A 26,154-nucleotide genomic window follows, 5' to 3' on the forward strand; every position below is an offset into this window, starting at 1 on the left:
AAGTCACCTTGATCCCGGCCGCGGCCCTGGACGGAGGCCCGCGGTGCATCGTCGGGGGCGAGGGGTATCTGTTGCCGGACATCGGCGTGGGCTGCGTCGTAGGCAGCACCTATGTCCACGGCGCCGCCGAGGCCGTGGTGGGCGCCGAAGGGCAGGGCGTCACGCTGGGCAAGGCGGCCGGGCTGTTGGATGGCCGCTTTCCGGCATTTGACGCGCTGGTGCCGGGCAGCCTGCCCGGGTGGGCTGGGTGGCGCGCCGTTCTGCCGGGCCGTCTGCCGGCGGTCGGCGAATTGCCGCATGCCCCGGGTCTGTGGTTGGCCGCGGGTTATGCATCACGGGGGCTGTCCTGGTCGGCGCTGATGGGAGACCTGATCGCGGCCCGCTTGATGGCCGAACCGCTGCCGCTGGAGACCGATCTGGCCCAACTCGTTTCACCACGATGAAAAAAATTTAATGCGGGGCGGGGGCTTTGCCGGGCTGGCGTAGAATTGTAAGAATTGCCGGAATTTGGCGCCAATAGGCCGCATTTGACCTTCCGGGACGGCAATTCGGCGACTCGGCGGCGTCTGAGCGCCTGGCGCAGGCGAAGGGCTTCATGCCCCTTTTTTGGATGAATTAACCGTCCAAAAGAGGGATCGAGTTTATTTCAAAGCTCAAATCCGTCAAAATAGCGTCTTTTGATGGTTTTTGGCTTAAGCCGGGGGATGCTCTGTGCCGCCCAAGTTCGACTTTGCCCATACTACCCAGCTCGATAATGTCGAGCTGCTGACGTCCCGCCCCAGTCGCATCGATTTCGACGCGGGCGATGGGTTGCACCTGGTAGTCGAGGCGCATGCGCCTGGAGTTTTTCGCCTGCGCTGCGGCGAGGCGAACCACTTCAATGATGACAAGCCCGGCGCGCGCGTGCGCGCCGTGGCCGAAATGCTGCTCGCGCGCCAGGAGGCGGTGGGCGAAGCCGCCATTGCGCCCCGCGAAAGCGGGGACGGCTGGCGAATCACACAGGGCGACGTCGCCCTTGAGATTCAGACCAACCCTGTGCGCGTCGCCCTGTACCGCAACGAAGACCGCGTCTTCGAGTCCGAGGTTTCCGCGCATACGCCCGCATTCGGGTACAACGCGCTGGACCAGGCCGATGACGCTGTCTGGACGGCCGGCTTCACACTGGCCGCCGACGAGCGTGTGTTTGGCCTGGGCGAAACGCCCGGGGACCTGAACCGCCGCGAGGAATCGGTGGTCTCCGACGACCCCGAGCATCGAGCGCTGCCGTTGGCATGGAGCCCGCGCGGTTGGGGCGTCTACGCCAACACGATGCGCCGCGTGGAACACTCGGTGGGCGTGGCGCCTGCGGATTCGGCCTATGTGCTGACCGTCGACGACGCCGTGCTGGACCTGTTCCTCTTTGCCGGCGAACCCGCCGAAATCCTGAATCAATACACCGCGCTGACCGGCCGCGCCGGCCAGCCCGTCCTCTGGGCCATGGGCGCGTGGCTGCAGCAAGCCGCCGGCGAAATGCCGACGCAGACGGTCGCCCTGGTGGCGCGCATGCGCGAAAACCAGATTCCCGTCGACGCCGTGACGCTGGCCCAGCCGATCGCGTGGGGCTTTCAGGCGGACAAGACGGTTTTCGAATGGGACGCCCAGCGCTTTCCCGACGCCAAGCAGATGCTTGCGCTGTTTCACAAGCACAACGTGCATGTGGCGGCTTCCGGCTTTCCGGGCGTCATCAAGACCAGTCCGCTCTTTGAAGAGCTGGAAGACCGCGGCTGGCTGCTGACCAAGGACGACGGCGCCGCCCAGGTGTTCGACGGCAACGCCGCCACGTCCGGCCAGCCCTACGGCCTGCTGGACCTGACCTACCGCGACATCTACAACCTGTGGGTCGAGCGTCACCGCCAACTGGTGGAAGACGGCCTGGACGCGCCCGCCTGCGACGCGCAGATCGCCATCCCCGATGGCGTGACCGCCCGCAACGGCGAGACCGGCCCGGCCTTGCGCTCCATGTACCCCTTGCTGGTGCGCCGCGCGCTGTTTGACGCGGTAGCCGGACTGAAGGTGCCGCCCGAGGGCGTGGTGCCCAGCGCCGACCTATTCCCGGCGGCCCAGCGCCTGCCGTGGCAGGTGGGTCCTCAGGTCGACAACACCTGGGAAGGCCTGCGCCACACGCTGCGCACGTCCCTGTCGATCGGTTCGAGCGGTGTGCCCGTCCAGGTGCACAACATCGGTTCGGCCGCGCGCGATCGTTCGGGCATGACGTCTGAGCTGTACCTGCGCTGGCTGACCGCCGGCGTGTTCTCGGCCAATTTCTCCTTCCAGGGCGTGGAAGGGCTGATGCCCTGGGATTTCGGCGACGAAACCTTGTCCCACGCCAAGACCTGGATGCAGTGGCGCTACCGCCTGGTGCCCTATGTGCTGGGCGCCATCGAGGACTCGGCCCGTACCGGCCTCCCGGTGCAGCGCTCCATGGCGCTGTCTTTCCCGAACGATCCGCACGCCCACGAATGGGACCTGCAATACCTGCTGGGTCCGGCCCTGCTGGTGGCGCCGGTCACCGAACCGGGCAATCAGGTGCGTGTCTACCTGCCCAAGGGCGAGGCGTGGTGGGATCTGAACACCGGCCACCGCTACGAAGGCGGCACCACCTGGACCATCGATTGCGAGCTGGGCCAGTTCCCGGTGTTTGGCCGCGAAGGTCACATGCTCTGTCTCGGACCGGCCGCGCAGCATACGGGCGAGTTCAACTCGGCCCGTATCCTGGACGAGGTGTGGATGTTCGGCATGCCGGTGCATAACCCGGTCGTCATGCGCAACAAGATCCGCGTGATGCAGATGCAGGGCTCGAGCTACATCAAGGGGCTGGAAGGGCTGAGGATTTCGCCGTCCGAAGGCCTTGAAGTGAAGCGTCGCGGCGCGGAAGTCCGCATCTCGCGCGCTCGCTGAACCCGGATCGGCCGGATGTCGGCCGCCAATTAAAAGGGCAGTCAGGAAGGCTTCCTTCCCGGCTGCCCTTTGTGTCTTTGCCGGATCGCCGTTGTCGGGGCACTTGCGCGTCCTTCGGGACACGCAGCGGGGCCGCGTCGGCAACTTATATTACTTGTAGTTATTAAAAATGGAAAAAACGGTCGTTCTCTTTAGAAGAGAAAAGATACAAAATCGCTTGCCATGATTCACATCGAGAACCTATCCAAGACCTATGCCACGCCGCACGGAGAATTCCAGGCGCTGCGCGGCATCAACCTGCACATTGAGCAGGGCGAGGTCTTCGGCATCATCGGCCCCAGTGGGGCCGGTAAAAGCACGCTGGTCCAGTGCATCAACCTGCTGGAACGTCCCAACCAAGGCAACATCTCCATCGGCGGCCAGGCCCTGACGGGCCTGTCCGAAGCGCAACTGCGAGAACAGCGACGCCGTATCGGCATGGTGTTCCAGGGGTTTAACCTGCTGTCGCGCCGCACGGTGTACGGCAACGTGGCCCTGCCGCTGGAAATCGCGGGCGTGGCCAAGGCCGAGATCCCGGCGCGCGTCGAACGCCTCCTGGCGCTGGTGGGTCTGGAGCATCTGCGCGACCGTTACCCCAGCCAGATCAGCGGCGGCCAGAAGCAGCGTGTCGGCATCGCCCGGGCGCTTGCCAACAATCCGGACGTCCTGCTGAGCGACGAAGCCACCTCTGCGCTCGATCCGGAAACGACGCACAACATCCTGGCGCTGCTGCGCGACATCAACCGCAAGACCGGCGTGACCGTGGTCATGATCACGCACCAGATGGAAGTCGTGCGCGAGGTCTGCGACCGCGTCGCCGTGCTGTCGCAGGGCGAGGTCGTTGAAGTGGGCAGCACGCGCGAAGTGTTCGCCCAGCCGCGCCACGACGTGACGCGCAATATGGTGTCGGCCGCTACCGCGTCGGAACTGACCGACGCCACGCTGGCCGCCGTCCAGGAACGCATCCGCGCGCTTACCGCCGCCAAGCCTGGCCAGGCCGTGCGTCTGCTGCGCCTGTCGCTGACCGGCACCGACGCATCGGGCGCCTTCCTGTCCGACCTGAGCAGGCAGTTCGCGCTGGACGTGGGCCTGGTACAGGCGCGCGTCGAAGACATCCAGGGCGTGGCCGTGGGCACGATGTTCGTGCTGGCCCAAGGCGCGCCCGCCGCGCTCAAGGACGGCATCGCCGCCTTGAACGCCCGTGACATTACCGTTGAAGAAATAGCTCATGAGTCCGCAACTGATCGACCTGCTTATTACGTCGCTGCTTGACACCCTGCTGATGGTGGGCGTGGCCAGCGCCATCGCGGTGGTCATCGGCATTCCGCTCGGCGTGACGCTGACGGTGACCGCGCGCGGCAACATGCTCGAGAACCAGCCCGTGAATCACGTGCTGGGCGCCATCATCAACGCGACCCGTTCCGTGCCGTTCGTGATCCTGATGGTCGCGATCATCCCGTTCACGCGGCTGGTGGCGCAGACCTCCATCGGCACTACCGCCGCCATCGTGCCCTTGTCCGTGGCCGCGATTCCGTTCATGGCCCGCATTGCGGAAAACGCCATGCGCGAGGTCGATCCGGGCCTCGTCACCGCGGCGCGCGCGATGGGCGCATCGCCCATGCAGATCATCATGAAGGTGCTGCTGCCTGAAGCGCTGCCGGGCCTCATCGCCGCCACCATCGTCACCGTTGTCAGCCTGATCGGCTATTCGGCCATGGCCGGCGCCATCGGCGGCGGCGGACTGGGCGACCTGGCGATCCGTTACGGCTACCAGCGCTTCCAGTCGGACGTCATGGCCGCGGTCGTGATCGTGCTGATCGTTCTGGTGCAGGCGATCCAGAGCCTGGGCGACCGCTTCGTGCGCCGCATGTCGCATCGCTGATCCACTTTGTTTTTTCCTACTTCCGTCATATCGGGATATCGCAACATGAGCATCAAGGTTTTGAAGTCGCTGGCCGCGTTCGCGTTGGGCGCCGCCGTTTTCGCCCAGCCCGCGCTGGCTCAGGACAAGCCCCTGAAGGTCGGCGTCACCGCCGGCCCGCACGCCCAGATCTTTGATGTGGTCAAGGCCGAAGCTGCCAAGCAGGGCCTGAACCTGCAGGTCATCGAGTTCTCGGACTACGTGCAGCCCAACGTGGCGCTCGCCGCGGGCGACCTGGACCTGAACAGCTACCAGCACCAGCCCTACCTGGACAACGCCAACGCCGACCGCGGCTACAAGCTGGTCAGCATCGCCAAGACCGTGATCTTCCCGATCGGCATCTACAGCAAGAAGATCAAGTCGCTGTCCGAACTGAAGGAAGGCGCCCGCATCGCGCTGCCGAACGATCCGACCAACGGCGGCCGCGCGCTGCTGCTGTTGCAGGCCAATGGCCTGATCAAGCTGCGTCCGGAAGCGGGCCTGAAGGCCACGCCGATCGACGTGATCGAAAACCCCAAGAAGCTGCGCTTCATCGAACTGGACGCCGCCCAACTGCCGCGTTCGCTGGACGACACCGACGCCTCGGCCGTGAACACCAACTTCGCGCTGGAAGCCGGCCTGAACCCGACCAAGGACGCCATCGCCCAGGAATCGCCCGATTCGCCGTACGCCAACGTGCTGGTCGTACGTGAAAAGGACAAGGACCGTCCTGAGTTCGCCAAGCTGGTCTCGATCTACCACAGCTCCGCTGTGAAGGACTTCATCCAGACCAAGTTCAAGGGCGCCGTCGTCGCTGCCTGGTAATTTGGGCGCTGGATGCGTTTTGAAGACGGCCGCCGTGAGCGGCCGTTTTTTTGCAGGTTGCGTTGCGGATTGCGGTGAGTGTGTTGCGGGCGGATCGGGCCTGCAACACGACCAGCCGTCATTTTTTGACAAGCCCTTTGAAATCCGCCATAATTTCGGGCTTCGGTCGGGTTGTTAGCTCAGTCGGTAGAGCAGCGGACTTTTAATCCGTTGGTCGCGAGTTCGAGTCTCGCACAACCCACCACCCCAATTCGCAGGACATTGTGAACGCCGCTATTCATAGCGGCGTTTTTGCGTTTGGGTCCAAGCGCCCTTGGCGTCGAGGGTCAGCGGCTGGCTATAGACCGCGCCTTACGCAGGTACTCTGTAATTTCTGCTTCCGGCACCGCGCGCGAAAACAAGAACCCCTGCAGCTCATCGCACCCCGCCGCACGCAGAAAATCGCGCTGCGCAGGCGTCTCGACCCCTTCCGCATTGATCGTCAGTCCCATTGACCGCCCCAGCATCACGACCGCATTCACGATGGCGGTCGAATCGCTGCCTTCGCCGATATTGGCCACGAAGCTGCGGTCGATCTTGATCTTGTCGACGGCGAATCGCTGCAGGTAGCTCAGGCTGGAATAGCCGGTTCCAAAATCGTCCAGCGCTATCCGGAATCCCGCGGCGCGCAGTGTGGCGATCGCCCTCTGCACCCGGCCGTCGTCTTCGATGAACACGCCTTCAGTGACCTCCAGTTCGATCTGCGCGGGGTCCACGCCCGCGCGTTGCACCAGGTCGATGACGCGCTCGGCGAACCCCTGGCCGCGAAACTGTACGGGCGACAGGTTCACCGCGATCGACAGGCCCGGCCACTGCAACGCGGCGCGGCAGGCTTCTTTCAATATCCATTCGCCCAGCGGCACGATCAGGCCCGTGGATTCGGCCACGGGCACGAAGATCTGCGGCGACACGGCGCCCTTGTCCGGATGGTTCCATCGCACCAGCGCTTCGACGCCCACGAGCTGCTGCGTGCTGCTGTCGATCTGCGGCTGGAAATGGACTTGAAGCTGGCCGCTGCTGGCCAGCGCGCGGCGCAGGTCTTCTTCGATCACCGCTTTGGCCTTGAGGGTTTCGTCCATATCGGGCGCGAAGAAGCTGTACTGGTTGCGGCCCAGTTCCTTCGCGCGATACAGCGCGATGTCGGCCTTGCGCAGCAGCTCGCTGCGCGTCGCGCCGTCGCGCGGGGCCATCGACGCGCCGATGCTCGCGCCCACGAAGGCCCGGCCGCCCAGCAGGTCGAAGGGCTCGCGCACCTGGGCAAGAATGCGTTGCAGCAGGTCGGTCGCGCCAGCTTCGGTCGCGTTCTGCATCAGCACGGCGAACTCGTCTCCGCCCAGCCGCGCGACCGCATCTTCCGGGCCGAGGATGAGCTTGACCCGCTTTGCGAACTCCTCGATGAGCGCGTCGCCCGCGGCGTGGCCCCAGGTGTCGTTGACCTGCTTGAAATGGTCCAGGTCCAGCAGCAGCACCGCACAGCACGCATCGGGCCGGCGGCGGACCAGCGCCTGGTCCACGCAGGTATTGAAATAGGCGCGGTTCGGCAGCCCGGTCAGCACGTCGTGAAAGGCAAGGTGCTGCGCGTGCGCCTCGCTGGCCTTCAGTTCCACGTGGGCCGTCCGAAGCGCGCTCAGGTGCGCCTGTTGCTGGCGCAGCAACCGATAGGTGCGCAGCGCAAGCCACGCGACAAGGATGAAGGCGCTGGCGAGCATGGCGGCAACAGCGGGCAGCATCGCGCGCCACAGTTCGGAGCCGGGCAGGTCTGGCCGCCACATCAAATAGCCGAGCAACGCGCCATCGGACGACAGCAGGGGCTCCTCGCGCTCGTTCACGCCATCGTGACGTGTACGCGCGGGATGGTAGTGAAGCCCCTCTATCAGGTTGTCGCGAGCGAACGAGCGCAGGAAATCACCGTCGACGAATCTGACGCTCACGAGCAGATTGGGCGTCTCGACCGCCGGGGTATCGAGGTTGGGCGGAAAGCGCGCGACGCGCATCACGCTCACCACCGCCGGTCTTTGTCCGATGGTCGCAAGGTCGGTGGCATGCACGGCGGCAGCTGTGGTGCGCACCGACGAATCGGTGGAGGGAGGCTGGCCGGGCAGGCGCTCATGGTCGTTGTTGGGCCGGGTGTTCCGTCCGCGGGTCAGCGCAATGAACGGACGCAGGTCCGCTTCGTACACGGCGTAACGTTCAGGGGGAACGAGTTCGCCGTGGACATTGCCGAAGCGCATCGTGTTGTCCGGACCCAGGATGAACACCAGATCCTGTTCGAACAGGCGATGCAGAAACGCACCCACGTTATCGTCGAGCCAGGCCTGGTCGGGGGCGGGCTTGGCCAGTTCGTCGGCCAGCATGTCCCAAATGGCGACCGCTTCCTGCGCTTGCGCCACGTCGTCCAGCGTGTTGCTGATTGCCTGCTGCAGCTCCTTGCTCTGACGCATCGCCGCCATATCGTCGCTTTTATCAACGGACAGGTGCAGCGAGAACAGCATTGCGGCCATAAAACCGACAAACGCGACCAGCAGCAGGACGAGAAGTCCACCAGCGGAACGAGGAAGCGGCCCTTCAGTTTTTCTCATGCCGGTACAGCTCCGTGTTGTTGGGGCGATCAACAGACGGATCAGATGCGCTTCGAGGCCGCGTGCCGGCACGGCAGAACTCGAAGGAGCACGTGATCGATCCGTATGCTGACGCGGTCGTCGACGATTCCGGTGCTGGGCAGCCATCGGACGCCGCAATTCGCGTGCCTGCTCCGCGGGGCAGGGGTGTTTGGCGGGGGGCGGGGGGCTCGGGGATGCGGCCCGGCATGGCGCTTGCTGCATGACGGGGTTGCCATTCAATGCGATCCCCTGTGGATCGAAGCTACCCGATGGACCTCGCGCAAGCGCAAAACCCGGCTGACGATCCGTCGCTGCCGCCATCCCCTCTTGTCGTGATCTCGCCCCATCTGGACGACGCCGTCCTCAGTTGTGCGGGCCTGTTGGCGGCGCGCCCGGGCAGCACGGTCGTGACGGTTTTTACCGCGCGGGCGCCCGCGCAGCATCCGCTGACCGACTGGGACCGCCGATGCGGGTTCGACAGCGCGGACGCCGCGATGACGTGCCGGCTGGCCGAAGACAGGGAGGCGCTTGGCATCGTGGGGGCAGTGGGGCGGGAGCTTGGCTTTCTGGACTGTCAGTACACCGCGGCGGCGGATCAGGATGGGCCGCTGATCACCGAACGCCTGTTTCACCTGCTGGCGAGCTTGGCGCCGGCGAGCGTGGCAATGCCGCTGGGCGTTTTCCACTGCGACCACGAGCGCGTCAGCGATGCCGCCCTCATGATCCGCGACGCGTTGCCCGGCGTTGCCTGGTTTGGCTACGAGGATGTGCCGCACTGCGAGCGGCCCGGCGTCGTGCAGGCCCGGCTGTCGCAACTGCACGCGGGGGGCGTCATGGCCACGCCCGTTCGTCTGGCCGTCGATGCGGCAAGCAAGGCGCGCGCCATCCAGGCCTATGCGTCGCAGCTCAAGGGGTTGGAAAGCACGGCCTTGGAACTGGCAGTACATGAAACGTACTGGCGGTTGACGAACGGCCCGGTGGATACGGATTGAAATGCAATCGCTCTGCCCGCGCTCATGGGCAGGCTGTGGACAGGGCAGGCGATGAGACAGCGGAGCCGACCTGCGCCGTCTGAAACGAACGGGACGGCTTGTGGTGTGAAATGTCCGTTTACATGTAGCGTGTAACGTCTAAAATCGGGACACTTCCCCGCCGGCTGCCTGACGGCGGCCCCGCCTCTCGCGTTGCGCCGTGTTCTCGGGCGCTCATAACCGTGCAACCTGCCATCGGCCCGATTCCCGCTCCTCCGTCGCAAGGTTCCGCGTATGCCGCCCGCATCCACCAGGTGCAGGTGGACTCGCTGCGGCGCATGTTTCCCTTCGCGCTGGCCGGATCGCTGATCACCGCCTGCTTTTCGGTCTTTGCACTGCTGGATGTGCTGCCCCGCCAGCAGATCCTGCTGTGGATTGCTGTCACGCTGGTGGTCGGCGCGTTGCGCCTGTGGGCCATGCTGGTCTACGACCGCCGCCGCGCCGATCCGGCCGCCGCCCGAATCTGGGTGCGGCGCATGTGGGTCGGCAATCTGTGTTCGGGCATCCTGTGGGGCCTGCCATTCGCGTACTGGACGTTCATCGTCCCGCTGGAATATCAGCTCTTCTTCATCGTCATCCTGTTCGGGCTGGGCACCGGCGCCATTTACTCGAATTACATGATGCTGCCGGTCATGTACGCGTTCGAGATCCCCGCCTTCGCGCCCATGTTCATCGCGCTGGCGGCGCAGCCGTCCGCCATCCATCTGGCGCTGGTCACCAGCGGGCTGGCCTATCTGGTCGCCACCCTGGCGTTCATCCATCGCATGAACCGCACGCATCTGGACGCCTTGCGGCTGGGCTATGAAAACCTGGCGCTGCTGGAACAGGTGCGCCAGGAGAAGGCGGCCGCAGAACGCAGCGACCTGGAAAAGTCGCGCTTCCTGGCCGCCGCCAGTCACGACCTGCGCCAGCCGGTGCACGCGGTCAACCTGTTCCTGGGACTGCTTACGAATGAGCGCCTGTCGCGGCATGGCCGCTATCTGGTCGACAACATCGCCAGCGCGATGGCGGCGATGGGCCAGCTGTTCGATGCACTTTTGAACCTGTCCCGGCTGGATGCCGGTGTCATCGAGACGCGCGTCGCGGCTTTTGCCCTGCAGCCGCTGCTTGAGCGCTTGCGTGCGGAATACGCGCCCCAGGCGGCCGAGAAGGGCATCACGCTGCGGGTGCGGGCCTGCGCGGTCAGCGTGCGTTCCGATCCCATCCTGCTTGAACGCATTCTGCGCAACCTGATCAGCAACGCCATCACACACACGGCGGGCGGGCGAGTGCTGATCGGATGCCGGCGCGCCGGCGGGCGGCTGCGGATCGAGGTCTGGGACAACGGTCCGGGCATTCCGAAGCCGGAGCAGGAACGCGTGTTCTGGGAATTCCATCAATTGGGCAACCCCGAACGCGATCGCAGCAAAGGCCTGGGACTGGGTCTGGCCATCGTGCGCCGCACGGCGCGGCTGCTGGGGCACGAGCTGTCGCTGCGCTCGCAGGTAGGGCGCGGCACCGTCTTTGCCCTGACGGCGCCTATCGCGGAACGGGCAGCGTCCGAGCCGCCTGAGCGTGACCCGGGAGCCGACATGCCGCAGGTGACCGCGTCCAGCGGCGGTCTGGAAGGCAAGCTGGTTCTGCTGGTGGACGACGATCCGCAGAATCTGGCGGGCCTGTCCATGCTGTTCGAGAGCTGGGGCTGCCGCGTCATCGCCGCCACCAGCGGCAATGCGCTGCTCGAGCGGGTGCTGCCGTTGGCCGAAAGCCCCGCGCTCATCATCAGCGACTACCGCCTGCGCGACCACGAGACCGGCATCCACGTCATCGAAAGGCTGCGCGAGGAATACAACGATCCGGACCTGCCGGCCTTGATGGTCAGCGGAGACACGGATCCGGCCCGGCTCTCCGAGGCCGCCGCCCGCGGGGTGCCGCTGCTGCACAAGCCCGTGCAGGTCCAGGCACTGCGCGAGCGCGTGGCCGGACTGCTTCAGGCCACCCCTGTCCACCCCCTGACTGGAGATGCCGAATGACGGCAGTGCTATTGATTGACGACCATGCCATGTTCCGCGAAGCACTGGTCATGGCGCTTGACGATGCGCTGCCCGACGTGACCATCCACCCGGCGGCCAGCGGGCAGGAGGCGCTGGAAGTGCTGGACCGGCACGACGCCATCCGCAACGTCATCATGGATTTCTATCTGCCCGACATCGCGGGCGCGGATCTGCTCAAGCGCCTGCGGCAGCGGCGGGCGCAACTGCGCGTGCTGGTGCTGTCGGCGTCGCAGGATCCCGAAGACCAGCGCCGCGCCATGGACGGGGGCGCGCAGGGATTCATGAACAAGTCCGCCAGCTGCCAGGAACTGGCGGCCGCGCTGCTGGCGATCGATGAAGCGCCAGCGCGGGTCATGCACGCGGCGTCCGCCGCCGGCATTGCCGGCGCCGCGCAGGACGAGGCGGCGCTGCTGCGTGCGCTGACGCCGCGCCAGAGCGAGGTGTTGCGGTTGATGTGCGATGGCCTGCGCAACAAGGAAATCTCGGAACAGCTCAACATGACGGAAAAGACCGTCAAGACGCATGTGTCGGCCATCCTGGGCACGCTTGGGGTGCTGAACCGCACGCAGGCCACGCTGGTCGCGCGGCGCGGCGGCGTGTTCGGCAAGCCGGTCTAGGCAGGGGCGAGGGCCGCAGCGGCGCATGCGCGCCGGCCTGTGTCCCGGACCACCTTGCCGTCCGCCAGCGCGATTTCGCGTTCCGCAGCGCTGATCGTGTCCGGACGGTGCGCGACAATCACGCGCGTCATCTCAAGCCCCGCAATGGCCGCGTTGACCGCGCGTTCCCGGTCGATATCCAGATGGCTGGTCGCTTCGTCCAGGAACAGCACGGCTGGCCGCTTGTACAGCGCACGCGCCAGCAGCACCCGTTGCTTCTGGCCGCCTGACAGCACCGTGCCCATGTCACCCACCAGCGTGTTGTAGCCCATCGGCATGGCGCGGATGTCGTCGTGGATTGCGGCGATCTGCGCACATTGGGCAGCGCGCTCGGGGCTGTACTGCGGATCAAAGAAACTGATGTTCTCGGCGAGGGAACCGGCAAAGAGCGCGTCGTCCTGCAACACGGTGCCCGCCATCCGGCGCAGGCAGGCCGCGCCGGCGCCGCGGACCGGCACCCCGTCGATCAACACTTCGCCGGCCGTGGGCGCCAGGACGCCAAGCAGGATGTTGATGAGCGTCGACTTGCCGCCGCCCGACGGCCCCGTGATGGCGACGGATTCACCGGGCTCGATCCTGAAGCTGACGCCGTCGAGCACGTAGGGTTCCTGCGGGCTGTAGCGAAAGCGCAGGTTGCGCACCTCAATTACGGGCGGGCGCACGGGCATGTCGTCCGCGTGCGGCATGTCTTCCATCGGTTCGGGCGACTGGCGCACGATGTCGGCCAGGCGCTCGCCCTGCAGCCTCAGCATCTTCACGTCGACCAGCTTGTCCAAAAGCGCCGCCACGCGCTGGTCGAACAATGTCTTGTAGACGATGAACGCGAGCAGGGCGCCCACGGTGAACTGACCGTCCAGCACGAGCCTGGCGCCCAGCCACAGGATAAGGATGGACGACAGGCCAAAAAGCAGGCCGTTGCAGGTGCGAAAGAACAGCGCCCACTTCTGCGTGCGAAGATCCGCGTTGATCTCGTTGACCAGCAGCGACAGCCACCGCGACCGGCGGTCGTCCTGATGCTGGAAGAGCTTGATCGCCTTCACCCCGCGCACCGTTTCGAGAAAGTGCGTTTGCTCCTTGGCCGCGTGCACGATGTGCGCCTCGGTGGCATTGCGCAGCGGCGAATAGCCGCTCCAGCGCGCGATGCCGTAAAGCGCCATGGCGCCCAGCGAGATCCCTGCAAGCGGCGGACTGTAGAGGAACATGAGCACCAGCGTGATGAGCATCACCAGCCCGTCCAGCACGGCTTCCAGGAATGAGGTCGTCAAGGTGCGCTGGATCTCGTCGACGGCCCCGAAGCGCGACACCACATCGCCCAGGTGCCGCTTTTCAAACCAGGCGACCGGCAGACGCAGCAGGTGGGTGAAGACGTTTGTGCGCCATTGCAGGTTCAGCGTCGTGCTCATGACCATCAGCATCCAGCCGCGCGCCACCGAGGTGAGCTGCTTCATCACCATCAGCAGGGCGAAGGCCAGCGCCAAGGTGGTCAACAGGTCGCGGTCGCCCGTGTTCAGCACGTGATCCACGACCCACTGCAGGAAGAAGGGTTGCACGACCGTCAGGATCTCGAGCGCCAGTGCCAGCAGCAGCACCTGGGAGCATGCCCCGCCCAGGCCGCGGATGCGCCCGGTGAGTTCGCGCAGGCGCACAGGCCGGCTTGCGCGCGTCTCCTGGAACTGCGGCGTCAGCCACAGTTCCAGCGCGACGCCGGTATAGGACGCCGACAGCGCCGCAAGGGAGCAGGTGCGTTCGCCGCTCGCCGGGTCGATCAGGGTGGCCGAGCGTGCGTTGATGGCTGTCAGCACCACGAAGTGATTGAACTCCCAGTGCAGGATGCAGGGCAGTTTCAGAAGGCCGAGGGCGCCCAGTCCGGCCTTGACGGGACGCGCCGCCAGGCCAAGCTGGCCGGCCACCTGAATCAGCGTGGCGAGCGTCGCGCCTTTCATCGACACGGGAAAGCGCGCACGCAGGGCCGCAAGGCTCTGGTGGTGGCCGTGATAGCCCGCAATCATCCCGACGCAGGCCAGCCCGCACTCGGCCGCTTCAGTTTGCAGTAGCCCCGGCACGCGCCGCTTGAATCCGAGCGCCAGGCGCTCCAGCGCGCTCATAGCTTTTCCGCCAGGCGCATGGCCGGATCGAACGCCCACTGGTACAGCCGGCGCGTCTGTTGCAGCAAATCGGCCTCCAGCCGCATGCCGGGCCGCAGCGCCAGTTCCTGACCTTGCGGGCCGTAGGCGGGCGTCTCGATCGCCACCGTGATGCGGTAGACGGCCTCGTCGTCTGGCGTGTTGCGCTTGGCGTCGTCGAGCTGCCATCCGGGCAGGGCGCTGCGCGCCACGTCCTGGACGATGCCGGTCTGCTGGCCAAAGGTCTGATACGGATAGGCGGCCAGACGGATCAGCACCTTGTCGCCCGGCGCCACGAAACCGACCGCGCGGCTGGGCGCCAGCAGTTCGGCCAGCAGCTTCGCGCCGTCCGGAACAATTGTGGCAAGCGGCCGGCGGCTGTCGACCGCCTGGCCGGCGTCGGCGGTGGCGGCCGTGACCACGCCTGCGTGGGGCGCGGTCAGGACGATCTGGCGCCGCGCCTCGTTCTGGGTCAGTTCGACCGCCACGGCGGACAATTCCCGATCCAGTTGCGCCAGCTGGTTCTGATGGCGCAGCGTCAGCTCGGCCAGCGACTGTTCGTGTGTCGCAAGGGTGGTTGCCAGTCCGATGCGGTCGCGCAGCAGCGCTTGCAGCAGGTTGCGCTGGTCCAGGAGTTCAGCGCGCTTCTGATCGGTTTCCTCGGGCGACAGATAACCCTTATCCATCAGTTGCCGATAGCGCTGGGCGCTATCCTGCGCGAGGTTGATGCGTTCGCGCTGGCCGGCGATCTGCTGGTCCATGGCGGCAAGCTGCGCCTTCAGGCTGGCGATGGCGGTGGCCTGGATGCCGACTTCGCCTTGCTGCAGCAGGGCCGTCTTCTGCCGGACCTCGTGCAGACTGTCGTGGCGCTGCCGTATCTGCATGCTGATCGCCTGATGCGTGTCGCCCAACGCGCTTTGCTGGTCGCCCGACACGACATACAGCACCTCACCGGCGGCCACGTGCTGGCCTTCCTGCACGCGGCGCTCGAGCACGATGCCCGGTTGCGGCACGTACAGCTTGAGCAGTCCCGCGTCCGGGGCAAGTTGGCCGCTGACGGTCGCGCGCTTGGTATAGGTGCCGAACGCCAGGAACAGGCAGACGGCCAGCACGAAGCCCGCCAGGACGGTCGTCGCAAGGGCGAAGGACACCGGCCGGATCAGGACGATGTCGCCCAGGCCGGAGATGCGTTGCGCGGCGAGCGCTTGGTCGCGGTAGAGCGGCACGGATCGGGAACGTGAGAGGCTTCGCGCTGCGGGGACTGTCCGGGCTCGGACGGCCCCCGCAATGCTCGTCAGTCAGTTCAGCTCAAGAAAACCTGTCTGACACTTGCCGTGCTGGGCATTTGGACATTGGGCTTCGTGGAGAGCTGGGCGTGCGGGTTGTAGGACGAAGCGCCCGTGGAGCGGTTCGGGCCGATTCCGCCGCTGACCTGGTTGATCTCGTCGGCGGTCATCGCTTCGATGCGGAACTCCGCGTTGCCTTGCTGAACCTGCTGTTCCATTTTTTCCATTGCTATCTCCTGCTGCATGCCGGCGGAAAAAGCCGCGCCAACGTCGGCTGAGCGCCCCGCGGGCGGATCCAGCCGCGTGGGTCACGCACCTTCAAGGCCGGGGGCTGGTTTGCTCGAGGCGGACAGTAGCAGCGGCCCGGTGCAGGCGCATCGGTCTTTGGTCGTAGATGGCTCGCGGCTGCCGGGGCGCTGTCTTCCGTTTTTCAAAGCCATCGCGTATAACTGCCGAACGATATGTGCGCCGCAACATGGTTCATATCGCAATCATTTGATCGCCCGCTCACCCCCCATCCTCCCGCAAGGAGTACCGCCGTGGCCCGATCCAAAGCGTCGCCGACTGACCGCGATCCCCTGCTGATCGACCTGGCGCTGCAGGGCGGCGGCGCGCACGGCGCGTTCACCTGGGGCGTGCTGGACCGGCTGCTCGAAGAATCCTGGCTTGGCATTGACGGCATCTCGGGCACCTCTGCCGGTGCCATGAATGCCGCCGTGCTGGTGCTGGGGCATGCACGGGGCGGCGCCGACGGCGCCCGTGCGGCGCTGGAGGACTTCTGGCGCCGCGTGTCCGACGCCGCGCGCTACAGCCCTTTTCGCCGCAGTCCGCTCGACATCCTGATGGGTTCCTGGTCGCTGGATCATTCGCCCATGTTCATCGCCTTCGACCTGGCGTCGCGGGTGTTTTCGCCCTATGACCTCAGCGCTGCGGCCAATCCGCTGGCCGCCATCCTGCAGGAAGTCATCGATTTCGATGAACTGGCGCGCGCGCCCATCCATCTGTTCATCACGGCGACCAATGCGCGCACGGGGCGCGGCCGGGTGTTCAAGAATGCCGAGGTGAATGCCGACGTGCTGCTGGCCTCGGCCTGCCTGCCGACCATGTTCCGGGCGGTGATGATCGACGGCGACCCGTATTGGGACGGCGGCTACAGCGGTAATCCCACGATCACGCCGCTGGTGCGGGACTGCCAGTCGCACGACACGATCCTGGTGCAGATCAATCCGGTCGAACGCCCCGGGTTGCCCAGCAGCGCCCGCGAGATCATGAACCGGCTGAACGAAGTCACGTTCAACGCGTCGCTGCTGAAAGAGCTGCGCATGATTGCGCTGCTGCGGCAGGTGGCCGACCCCGGCAATGGCGAGGGCAGGATGTGGGCGGACATGCGCATCCATCGGGTCTCGTCCGATCTGATGGTGGAACTGGGCTATTCCTCCAAGCTCAACGCTGAATGGCCATTCCTGTGCATGCTGCGCGACGAGGGCAGGAAGGCCGCCGGCCGCTTCCTGGCCGAACATGGCGATGACCTGGGCAAGCGGTCGTCACTGGACATAGACGAACTGCTGGGCGAGGTCTGACCATGGGACTCTTCGGCATCCTGCTCGCGCTGGTATTACTGATCGGGCTGGCCTACCGCGGCTGGAGCATCCTGCTGCTGGCGCCGGCGGCGGCCATGGTGACGGCGGCCGCGGCGGGAGAGCCGCTGCTGGCCCATTGGACGCAGACGTTCATGGGCGGCGCGGCCGGATTCGTGGCCCAGTTCTTTCCGTTGTTCCTGCTGGGGGCGCTGTTTGGCAAGCTGATGGCCGACAGCGGGTCTGTCACCGCGATTGCCGACGCGATGACGCGCAAGCTCGGCGCGCGGCGCGCGATCCTGGCGGTGGTGCTGGCCGGCGCCATCGTCACCTACGGCGGCGTCAGCCTGTTCGTGGCGTTTTTCGTGCTGGCGCCTATGGCGCACGCGCTTTTCAAGTCGGCCGGGATTCCGGTGCGCCTGATGCCCGCGGCCATCCTGCTCGGCACATCCACCTTCACGATGTCCGCGTTGCCCGGCACGCCTGCGGTGCAGAACGCGATTCCAATGCCGTTCTTTGCGACCACGCCGTTCGCCGCGCCCGGACTGGGCATTATCGCCAGCGCGATCATGCTGGGTTTCGGACTGTGGTGGCTGAGCCGGGCGGAAGCGTCAGCCCGGCGCGCGGGCGAGGGCTATGTGGCGCCCGCGGGCATGGCCGCCGACGTGTCTGACGATGTTCTGGTGCGCGAGCGTGCCACGGTCGCGCGCGAGTTCGATCCGGCCGAAATGCACCACGGCAAGCGCAGCCCCGACGCGCCGTCCACGCTGGTGGCCGCGACGCCGCTCGTTGTCGTCATCCTGGTCAACCTGTTCATGACGCTGGTGGTCCTGCCGCGCATGGACACCGCGTGGCTGGCCGAGGCGCGCTGGGGCGGCACCAGCCTGGCCGCGGTGGGCGGCGTCTGGTCGGTGATCACCGCGCTGCTGGCCGCGATTGCCGTGCTGGTGGTGTTGAACTTCCGGCGCCTGCCGTCGCTGCGCGACACCATGGACGCGGGCGTGAACGCATCGGCGCTGCCCTTGCTAAGTGTCGCCAGCCTGGTGGGTTTCGGCGCGGTGGTCGCATCGCTGCCGTCGTTTGCGGCGGTGCGCGATTGGGTGCTGTCGATCGAAGGCGGGCCGCTGGTATCGCTGGCTGTGGCCACCAACGTGCTGGCTGCACTGACCGGGTCGGCGTCGGGCGGCCTGACCATCGCGCTGCAATCGCTGGCCGCGACGTACATGGAGCTGGCCCAGACGCTGGGCATCGATCCGGCGCTGATGCACCGCGTGTCGGTGATCGGCGCGGGCACGCTGGACAGCCTGCCGCACAACGGCGCCGTGGTGACGCTGCTGGCGGTGTGCGGGTCAACGCACCGCGAGGGCTACATGAACATCGTCGTGGTGGGCATCGTGGGACCCATCATCGGATTGGCCGCCGTCATTGCGCTGGGCAGCGCGCTGGGGTCTTTCTGACGGGCGAACGCTCAGGACAGCGTGCGCGCGGGCAGCGCCGCCGACAGGTCGTTCAGACTGAGACCGCAGCACCGCGCCCGCTCGGCCAGCGTTTCGCTCTGCGCCAGCGCGCGGCTGCTTTCGTCCAGCAGCACGTCCAGCTGCTCTTGCGGCGTGGCGGCCATCGCCCACGCGCGCTCGGCGAAGCGGATGGCGAACTGGTCCACACAGGTTTTGCAGATGGCCGCGCCGTTCTGTTCGAGCAGCGGCGCGCCCTGCGCGAGCGTCGATTGGCAAAACAGACAGGCGAGGGCGTGGTTCATACGTCGGGCGGCCGGTGCGAATTGTTCGAAGGCGGCCGCGCGGATGGCGGCGCCTGTCATTGAACAACGGCCGCGCGCGCCCAGTCTTAAATCGCGATCCGGCCCCTTAATCGACGTTGAAGCCGCCCGGTCCCGCTTGCCCGAGGACTTCGCGGGCGCATTGGACCGCTTCGCCCGGCGTCGCGACCGCCAGGAACGGCATGCCGAAGGCGCGGGCCATCTTTTCGCCGCGTTTGCGCAGCTTGTCCAGCGCGCCGGTATCGCGCTCGACGGCGATGAATGCCCGGCAGCGTGCCCGCAGTCGCGGCATGTTGGCCGTCTGCCATTCGATCATCGCCTTGCGGTCCTCGTGCGCGGCCTCGTGGCGGGTATCGGGCACCACCATGACGAAGCTGCGCGGGTTGTCCACCAGCAGCTCCATTTCGCGGATCCACAAGGCCGAGTAGCCCAGCGGCGCGCCGCCATGGCGGGCGGTCACGATGGGAAATTGCGACAGGTCGTGGAAGAAAAACTGATCGTGGTTCATTCGAAGGCTCCGTGAGGCAGGGCGGGATCGTCCTTGGCGCAGCCGCAGCTGCCGTATAGCACCAGGCTGTAGGAATCCAGCTCGAAGCCGCTGCGCCGCGCGATCTTCCTGACCAGTTGCGCCATGGCGGGATCGCTGGATTCCCGGATCTGTCCGCAACGCGTGCAGACCAGGTGGTCGTGATGGCCCTTGTCGCTCAGTTCGAACACATTGGTGTGCGTATCGAGTTGGGTGCGTTTGAGCAGGCCGGCGTGCTCCAGTTGCGTGATCACCCGGTAAACCGTGGCCAGGCCGATACTGCTGTGATCCGAGATGAGGCGGCGGTAGATATCCGCGGCACTCATGTGCTGGTCTGCGTGGCGGTAGAAGATCTCCAGGATCTTCATCCGCGGGAAAGTGGCTTTGATGCCGGCGTCGCGCAGCCGTGTGTGGTCCATGTCGATTCTCCTTCCGGGGGGCTGATACCCGGCTGATGAGAATGATGTACATTTTCAAATGGGCCCGCTAACGGGAACCCGTCAACCTGTACCTCAAACCTGCCAACCATGCTTCAAGCGGCTGCCGCTTCCCCTTTGCCCGACGTCCTGCTGACGCCGTTCAGTCTGCACAGGCGGCGGGAGTCCAAGGGCATTTCCGTGCCTGCGCACACCCACGCAGAGGGCATGCTGGTGCTCGTCCACGAAGGGCTGGTGATGGTGCAGTCGGGCGAGCGCGTGCTGACGGTGCTGCCCGGCAGTCTGGGGTGGATTCCACCCGGCGTGCAGCACGGGGCGCGCTGGTTCGGCGAGGCGCGCGGGTCATTCCTGCACGTGCATCCGGACATCTGCGGACGCCTGCCGGCGAACTGCCGGGCGTGGCCGTCTTCACGGCTGATCGAGGCGCTGATCGAACGTTTTACGGAAGGCAGGTGGCAGGATGCGACGCCGTCTTATCAGGCTCAGTTGTTCGACGTGCTGCTGGAGGAGCTGCGGCAGCGCACGTTCGATGCCACCGCGCCGCTGCCGATGCCGGCCGATCCGCGCCTGCAGGAACTGGCCAACACGCTGCTGGACACGCCGGACGATACGGCGGGCATTGACGAATGGGCGCAGCGGCTGAATATGTCGTCGCGCACGCTGATGCGCCGTTTTCGCCAGGAGACCGGCGTGACGCTGGGGCAGTGGCGCCAGCAGGCCCGGCTGCTGCGGGCGCTGGAAATGCTGTTCCGGGGCGGCTCGGTCACGCAGGCCGCGCTGTCGGTCGGCTATGAAAGCACCAGCGCGTTCATTGGAAGCTTCCGCACGGCGTTCGGCATGACGCCGACGCGGTATCTGGCGGATCGCGGCTAGGGGTTGAACGCGGTCAGGCGTGCCACGCAGTCAGGGAGCAGCGCAGTCAGGGGGCCACGCAGTCGGGTGCAGCGCAGTCAGGCGGCGGCGGGCTGGTCCGGATGCAACGGGCCTTCCGGGTCGTTTTCCGCGTCCGGCCGGGGCGGCACCGGCGCCAAACCGAGCGACAGCCGAAGGCGCTGGCAATCCGGATTGGGCGAGCCGTCCGGCATCCAGATGTCGAACTCGCGGCAGGGCGTGGGCCGGCTTTCATAGATGTCGCAGTGGATGCCGGGCTTGCCCAGCTCGCCGCGCAGTGAAATGCAGCGTCCGCCGCCCACTTCTGTGCCCTTCATGCAGGCGCGCAGCGGGCTCATCTGGGTGACCAGATCCAGCGGCACGTGGCCGCCGTTTTCGCCGGCCAGTTCACCGATGTAAAACGACACGCGAAAGTGCGCGCAGCAGGCGCCGCAGTCCAGGCAGGGATTGGCGGACGGGTCGTCGCCGGCCAGCACCGCGGGCGATACGAACGAGACGAGCGAGGTCAGTGGCAGGGACATGGGCGTAGGTCCGAAGGCCGGAAATATTATCTGGATTCGCGTTGCGGCCGCTACGACTTTTTTCAGGGACATTGCAGGTGTAGCATCGGTGCCCTAACAGCCCTGAGGAGCGCTTTCTTGTCCGCCAAAACCGATTTTCCAGATGGCCTGGCCCGTTGCGGCTGGGTGGACACGTCGGCCGACTACATGGCCTACCACGACACCGAATGGGGGCGCCCTGAAGGCGATGATCGCGCGCTGTTCGAACAGCTCTGCCTTGAAGGTTTCCAGTCCGGACTCAGCTGGCGCACCATCCTGAACAAGCGCGAGGCCTTTCGCCGCGGCTTTGCCAACTTCGATCCCGCCAAGCTCGCCACCTTCGGCGAGCCGGAAGTCCAGGCGCTGCTGGCGGATGCGGGCATCGTGCGCCATCGCGGCAAGATCGAAGCCATGATCAACAACGCGGCCCGGGCATTGGAAATGATCGACCGCGAAGGATCGTTGGCCGCGTATTTCTGGCGCTTCGAAGCGCCGCCTTCCAAGGTCTCGACCTACGGCGCCTCCACATCCGAACAGTCCGAGGCCCTGTCCAAGGCGCTCAAGAAACTGGGCTGGAAGTTCGTGGGGCCCACCACGGTGTACGCCTTCATGCAGTCCGTGGGCATGGTCAATGACCACAGCCCGGGCTGCCATTGCCACGCGGTCATCGAGAAAAAGCGCAAGGCGTTTGTGCGGCCGGCGGGCTGACGCCTTGTGGGCAATGGCGCGCGTCAGGCTGCGCGGCCGTTCTCCGGCCCGGTCTGCACCGGCGCCTGCCCCGGCAGGCTGTAACGTCCCTCGCGGTAAGCCCAGCTTGGCCACAACGCATGCGCCAGCGCCTCGGTCGCCAGTTCGGGGTTCAGCGGCGCGGGGGCGTAGTCCTCGGGCGCGGTGTAGCGGTATTGCACCGCCGTCTTGTTGGGCGCCAGCACCAGCAGGTCGTCGCCCTTCAGATAGCCGTAGGTGCTGTCGTACTGCATGATCGCGCGTCCCGGCGTGCTGCGCGTGAGGTCGTGCCCGATCATCGGATGTTCGGTATCCACGCCGATCAGCGACAGCAGCGTCGGCGGCAGGTCGATCTGGCTGACCAGGCGGTCGTCGCGCCGCGCCTCGATGCCGGCGCCCAGGATCACGGCGGGGATATGAAAGTGGCGCACCGGCACCAGGCTGGCGCCAAACACCCGCGAATCGTGGTCCGCCGCCACCAGGAAGACGGTGTTCTCCCAATATGGCGACGCCTTGGCCTTCTCGAAGAACCGGCCCAGCGCCCAGTCGGCATAGCGCACCGTGTTCTCGACCGTGGCGGGATTGCCGTCGGTCTCGATGCGGCCCGCCGGATATTCCCACGGCGTGTGGTTGGACACGCTGAACGCCAGCGTGAAGGTCGGCAGGTCGCCGTCCTCGCGCAGCAGACGGTCCAGCTGGTTGAACATGTCCTCGTCCGAGGCGCCCCAGGTGCCGACGAATGCCGGGTCGACAAAATCGGCCCGGTCGACAATCTGCTTGAAACCGTTGCCCAGGAAGAAGCCCTTCATGTTGTCGAAGTGCGACTCGCCGCCATAGATGAAGCGCGAGTGATAACCGTGGCGCCCCAGCAGATCCGCCAGCGAGAAGAATCCGCGCTGCGAACGCGGCAGCTTCAGCACCGCCTGCGCGGGGGTGGGAAGAAAGCCAGTGGTCACGGCTTCCAGGCCGCGCACCGAACGGGTGCCGGTGGCGTAGGCGCGCGTGAAAGACCAGGCGTCGCGCGCCAGCGCGTCAAGCTCCGGGGTCAGGTTGGCGCCGCCCAACGCCGCGCTGTACTGCGCGCCCAGGCTTTCTTCAAGAATGATGACCAGGTTGAGCGGGCGATGCGTCTTGCGGGTGGCCGGCTGGCGGTGCAGGCTGGGGTAGTCGGCGTTCGGCGGCGGATACGGCAGTCCGGACTGCGCCAGCACCAGGGCGTGCATCTTGTCGTCGTCCATGCCGCCATACACGGCGGAGGCCGACTTTTCGTTCTTCATGCTGTAGACCGCGTAGAACACGTTGTACAGCGAGTTCAACGCCAGGGTATTGAGCATCCCGTCGGAGCTATAGGCCACCGAAGACGGGTTGATCGGACGGTGGCTCAGCGTGCCGCGGATGGCCAGGATCACTACGGCCAGGATCGCCACGCTGGCAAGCGGCATCTGCCACCACGTCAAAGGCGCGTCGGGACGCGCGTGGCCCAGCAAGGTCCAGGCGGCCCAGCCGATAACCGCCAGCGCGCCCAGGCCGCCCAGCAGCGCGCCCTTGTAACCGCGCCACAGCATTCCGGAAACCTCGCGTGGATGCTTCAGGTATTCGACAAACAGGCGGTTGGGGCGGGAGTCGTATTCGATGATGAAGGGCGGCGTCGCCACTTCCAGGAACGCCAGCAGCACGAACGCCACCAGATACCAGCCGGCGGCCAGGTTTGCCGCCAAGGGAATGTGACCGAAAAGCGGCGACAGAACGGCCGGCAGCGCCGCCAGCACCGCGATCTGATGCGCGTCGATGCGCAGCCCCCGCAGCATCAAGGGCGCGAGACCGCCGGCATTGCGCACGCGCTGCCATTGCCACAGCGCAAGCGCCAGACGGCTGAGCGTCAGCAGCGCGAACGCCGCCAACACGAAAATCAAGGTTGAATGCCGCATCGGGCCTCCAGGTTGTCCTGCTTCACCACCCGGCGCGGGCGGATTCGGTCATTTGGCATTGGAACCGCGCCGTCGTCAAAAATTCTGTGAGGGCGTCCGATAGGGCAATTTTTCGCACGCCCTAGTGGTCTCTGTTTGTAACGGCGGCGACGGCGTCCGGGCACAGCACTTGCTGCGCAACGCCGCGGACGTTCGTGCCGTTGCCATGACTGCCCGGCGCGACCGCCCGGAAAAATCCGCACACATTATGGCGTCGTTCCGTCCGACCGCCGCAACAGGCCGCGATACCCTGGGGTAGCAAGTCCGGCCAGCGGTATGCGGCCGGCAGCCAAGCCAAGGATAGTAACCATGACGCGCACAAGAAAAATAGCGATCGGGATTGTAGGGGGCATTGCCCTGCTGGTGGCGGTATTGATCATCGTGATCGCCACTTTCGACTGGAACCGTGCCAAGCCCATGATCAACGAACGGGCCACCGCCGCCATGGGGCGCCCCTTTGCAATCAACGGCGATCTGAGCGTGCGATGGCAGCGCGAGGCCGGTGAAAGCGGCTTGCGGTCCTGGGTACCCTGGCCGCGTGTGGTCGCCAACGACATCACGATCGCCAATACGGAGTGGGGCAAGGCGCCGCATTTCGCCACACTCAAGCGCGCGGAATTCAGCCTGTCGCCTTTGCCGTTGCTGGCGCAGCACGTCGTCATCCGGCACATTCAGCTGACGGAGCCGGCCGCCGACCTGGAACGGCTGGCCGACGGCCGCGCCAACTGGGTCTTCACCCTGCCGGAGTCGGGCGAGCCGTCGCCCTGGGTCCTGGACATCAACGAGATCGGATTCGACAAGGGCCGCGTCGGCTATGCCGACGAAATGCTCAAGGCCGATCTGACGGTGCTGGTCGACCCGCTGGGCAAGCCCGTGCCGTTTGCGGATGTGACGGGCAAGTCCTTTGTGCCCGAGGACGGCACGGCGCCGCCGCCGCGCGATTACGTGTTTGGCTGGAAGGTCGATGGCAAGTACAAGGGGCTGGCCACCAAGGGCGAAGGCAAGGTCGGCGGCATGCTGGCCATGAAGGATCCCAAGCAGCCGTTCCCGTTGCAGGCGGACGTGTCCATCGGCGGCACGCGCGCATCGGTCGCGGGCACGTTGACCGATCCTGTGAATCTTGGTGCGCTGGACCTGCACCTGAAACTGTCCGGCTCGTCCATGGCGCAGCTCTATCCGTTGACCGGCGTGACGCTGCCCGACACGCCACCCTACAGCACCGACGGCCATCTGGTGGCCAAGCTGCAGAATCCCGGCGGGGCGGTGTTCGACTACAAGAACTTCAACGGCAAGGTCGGTGACAGCGACCTGCACGGCGACATCACGTTCGCGCTGGGCGCGCCCAGGCCCAAACTGACCGGCAAGCTGTCGTCCAAGCTTCTGCAGATGGCCGACCTAGGTCCGCTGATCGGCGTGCAGTCGGGCGGCGGGCCGAAGGCGGCCGTGGACAAATCCAAGGATGCACCCGCCAAGCCCAAGGGCGGCAAGGTCCTGCCCACGCAGGAGTTCCGTACGGACCGCTGGCGCGACATGGACGCGGATGTCTCGCTGGACGCCGCACGGATCGTCCATGACAGCAAGCTGCCGCTGTCCAAGCTGTCTGTGCATGTCATCCTGCAGGACGGCAAACTCACGCTGGATCCGCTGCGCTTCGGCATGGCGGGCGGCACCATGAACGCCACCGCGCGCCTGGACGGCTCGCGCGCGCCGCTCCCCGGCCGTATCGACATGCAAGCGCGCCGCCTGCAGCTCAAGCAACTCTTTCCGTCGGCGGAAGCCATGCAGAAGACGCTGGGCGAGCTGAACGGCGACCTGGCGATCAGCGGCACCGGCAACTCCGTGGCGGCGTTGCTGGGCTCGGCGAATGGCGACGTCAAAATGCTGGTCAACGACGGCGTGATCAGCCGCAGCCTCATGGAGCTTGCGGGGCTGAACGTTGCCAATTACGTGGTCTCCAAGCTGTTCGGCGACGACGAAGTGAAGATCAACTGCGGCGCGGCAGATCTGGAATTGAAGAGCGGCGTGATGACGCCGCGCATCTTCGTTTTCGACACCGACAACGCGCTGATCACCATCACCGGCTCGGCCAATTTCAAGGACGAGACGATGGATCTGGACATCGATCCCGATAGCAAGGGCTTCCGGATCTTCTCGTTGCGCTCGCCGCTGTATGTGCGCGGCACGTTTGGATCGCCCGACGTGGGCGTGCATGTCGCCCCGCTGGCGGCGCGCGGCGCGGGCATGG

The 26,154-nt window shown here is 66.0% G+C and carries 22 protein-coding genes and 1 tRNA gene; 14 read left to right on the top strand and 9 right to left on the bottom strand.

Annotation, left to right across the window (positions count from 1 at the left end):
* From B3446_RS08080 to B3446_RS08105, 6 genes are all read left to right on the top strand, one after another.
* A partial coding sequence (locus B3446_RS08080; protein WP_291379571.1) for an FAD-dependent oxidoreductase occupies positions 1–443 on the top strand: 443 nt, incomplete at its 5' end.
* A 268-nt stretch (positions 444–711) separates the two neighbouring features.
* Positions 712–2,937, top strand: a complete 2,226-nt coding sequence (locus B3446_RS08085; RefSeq protein ID WP_191579003.1) for a glycoside hydrolase family 31 protein — start codon at positions 712–714, stop codon at positions 2,935–2,937.
* 222 nt (positions 2,938–3,159) lie between these two features.
* Positions 3,160–4,248: a methionine ABC transporter ATP-binding protein gene (locus B3446_RS08090; RefSeq protein ID WP_191579002.1), complete on the top strand. Its 1,089-nt coding sequence runs from the start codon at positions 3,160–3,162 to the stop codon at positions 4,246–4,248.
* Complete coding sequence (locus tag B3446_RS08095; protein ID WP_105237380.1) at positions 4,205–4,858, top strand: methionine ABC transporter permease; 654 nt, start codon at positions 4,205–4,207, stop codon at positions 4,856–4,858. The genes B3446_RS08090 and B3446_RS08095 overlap by 44 nt, the downstream gene beginning before the upstream one ends.
* Before the next feature lie 45 nt (positions 4,859–4,903).
* Positions 4,904–5,701, top strand: a complete 798-nt coding sequence (locus B3446_RS08100) for a MetQ/NlpA family ABC transporter substrate-binding protein (RefSeq protein ID WP_291379575.1) — start codon at positions 4,904–4,906, stop codon at positions 5,699–5,701.
* A gap of 168 nt (positions 5,702–5,869) precedes the next feature.
* Positions 5,870–5,945, top strand: a tRNA-Lys gene (locus B3446_RS08105).
* An 82-nt stretch (positions 5,946–6,027) separates the two neighbouring features.
* Here the strand turns inward: B3446_RS08105 and B3446_RS08110 are convergent.
* Positions 6,028–8,319, bottom strand: coding sequence for a putative bifunctional diguanylate cyclase/phosphodiesterase (locus B3446_RS08110; RefSeq protein WP_291379577.1), 2,292 nt, complete (start codon positions 8,317–8,319; stop codon positions 6,028–6,030).
* 290 nt (positions 8,320–8,609) lie between these two features.
* Here B3446_RS08110 and B3446_RS08115 point away from each other — a divergent pair, with 290 nt between their 5' ends.
* From B3446_RS08115 to B3446_RS08125, 3 genes are all read left to right on the top strand, one after another.
* Complete coding sequence (locus B3446_RS08115; RefSeq protein ID WP_291379579.1) at positions 8,610–9,332, top strand: PIG-L family deacetylase; 723 nt, start codon at positions 8,610–8,612, stop codon at positions 9,330–9,332.
* Positions 9,333–9,553: 221 nt separating this feature from the next.
* Entirely contained in the window at positions 9,554–11,383 is a 1,830-nt protein-coding gene (locus B3446_RS08120) for an ATP-binding response regulator (protein WP_291379581.1), read from the top strand.
* Positions 11,380–12,021 carry a response regulator transcription factor gene (locus B3446_RS08125; protein WP_291379583.1) on the top strand — a complete coding sequence of 214 codons (642 nt, stop codon included), beginning with the start codon at positions 11,380–11,382 and terminating at the stop codon, positions 12,019–12,021. The genes B3446_RS08120 and B3446_RS08125 overlap by 4 nt, the downstream gene beginning before the upstream one ends.
* On the opposite strand, the gene B3446_RS08130 is transcribed toward B3446_RS08125, so the two are convergent.
* The 3 genes from B3446_RS08130 to B3446_RS08140 form a co-directional block, all read right to left on the bottom strand.
* The gene (locus B3446_RS08130) at positions 12,018–14,165 is read right to left on the bottom strand and encodes a peptidase domain-containing ABC transporter (RefSeq protein WP_291379585.1); all 2,148 of its coding nucleotides are present in this window, start codon (positions 14,163–14,165) and stop codon (positions 12,018–12,020) included. The two genes, B3446_RS08125 and B3446_RS08130, sit on opposite strands and share 4 nt — an antisense overlap.
* Positions 14,162–15,409, bottom strand: a complete 1,248-nt coding sequence (locus B3446_RS08135) for an HlyD family secretion protein (RefSeq protein ID WP_291379587.1) — start codon at positions 15,407–15,409, stop codon at positions 14,162–14,164. Before B3446_RS08135 ends, B3446_RS08130 begins: the two co-directional genes overlap by 4 nt.
* A 77-nt stretch (positions 15,410–15,486) precedes the next feature.
* Positions 15,487–15,696 (bottom strand): hypothetical protein, encoded by a 210-nt coding sequence (locus tag B3446_RS08140; RefSeq protein ID WP_175185973.1) that lies wholly within the window; start codon positions 15,694–15,696, stop codon positions 15,487–15,489.
* Positions 15,697–16,065: 369 nt separating this feature from the next.
* Between B3446_RS08140 and B3446_RS08145 the strand changes: the two genes are divergently transcribed.
* Positions 16,066–17,049, top strand: coding sequence for a patatin-like phospholipase family protein (locus B3446_RS08145; RefSeq protein ID WP_409558298.1), 984 nt, complete (start codon positions 16,066–16,068; stop codon positions 17,047–17,049).
* A gap of 2 nt (positions 17,050–17,051) precedes the next feature.
* Entirely contained in the window at positions 17,052–18,503 is a 1,452-nt protein-coding gene (locus B3446_RS08150) for a GntP family permease (protein WP_291379592.1), read from the top strand.
* Positions 18,504–18,514: 11 nt separating this feature from the next.
* Here B3446_RS08150 and B3446_RS08155 read toward each other — a convergent pair whose 3' ends face one another.
* From B3446_RS08155 to B3446_RS08165, 3 genes are all read right to left on the bottom strand, one after another.
* Positions 18,515–18,805 (bottom strand): ClpX C4-type zinc finger protein, encoded by a 291-nt coding sequence (locus tag B3446_RS08155; RefSeq protein WP_175125571.1) that lies wholly within the window; start codon positions 18,803–18,805, stop codon positions 18,515–18,517.
* Positions 18,806–18,911: 106 nt separating this feature from the next.
* Positions 18,912–19,331: a hypothetical protein gene (locus tag B3446_RS08160; protein ID WP_291379595.1), complete on the bottom strand. Its 420-nt coding sequence runs from the start codon at positions 19,329–19,331 to the stop codon at positions 18,912–18,914.
* Positions 19,328–19,768: a Fur family transcriptional regulator gene (locus B3446_RS08165; RefSeq protein WP_291379597.1), complete on the bottom strand. Its 441-nt coding sequence runs from the start codon at positions 19,766–19,768 to the stop codon at positions 19,328–19,330. Before B3446_RS08165 ends, B3446_RS08160 begins: the two co-directional genes overlap by 4 nt.
* Before the next feature lie 108 nt (positions 19,769–19,876).
* Here B3446_RS08165 and B3446_RS08170 point away from each other — a divergent pair, with 108 nt between their 5' ends.
* Positions 19,877–20,659 (top strand): helix-turn-helix domain-containing protein, encoded by a 783-nt coding sequence (locus tag B3446_RS08170; RefSeq protein ID WP_291379599.1) that lies wholly within the window; start codon positions 19,877–19,879, stop codon positions 20,657–20,659.
* A gap of 77 nt (positions 20,660–20,736) precedes the next feature.
* Here the strand turns inward: B3446_RS08170 and B3446_RS08175 are convergent, their stop codons facing one another.
* Positions 20,737–21,198, bottom strand: a complete 462-nt coding sequence (locus B3446_RS08175; protein WP_191578987.1) for a YkgJ family cysteine cluster protein — start codon at positions 21,196–21,198, stop codon at positions 20,737–20,739.
* 117 nt (positions 21,199–21,315) lie between these two features.
* On the opposite strand from B3446_RS08175, the gene B3446_RS08180 reads away from it, so the two are divergent.
* Positions 21,316–21,924, top strand: coding sequence for a DNA-3-methyladenine glycosylase I (locus B3446_RS08180; RefSeq protein ID WP_291379602.1), 609 nt, complete (start codon positions 21,316–21,318; stop codon positions 21,922–21,924).
* Between the two features lie 23 nt (positions 21,925–21,947).
* Here B3446_RS08180 and B3446_RS08185 read toward each other — a convergent pair whose 3' ends face one another.
* Positions 21,948–23,870 (bottom strand): LTA synthase family protein, encoded by a 1,923-nt coding sequence (locus B3446_RS08185; protein ID WP_291379604.1) that lies wholly within the window; start codon positions 23,868–23,870, stop codon positions 21,948–21,950.
* Between the two features lie 348 nt (positions 23,871–24,218).
* Between B3446_RS08185 and B3446_RS08190 the strand changes: the two genes are divergently transcribed.
* A partial coding sequence (locus B3446_RS08190; protein WP_291379606.1) for an AsmA family protein occupies positions 24,219–26,154 on the top strand: 1,936 nt, incomplete at its 3' end.

This window comes from Achromobacter sp. UBA5777 (assembly GCF_002418565.1).
GTDB lineage: Bacteria > Pseudomonadota > Gammaproteobacteria > Burkholderiales > Burkholderiaceae_B > Achromobacter > Achromobacter animicus.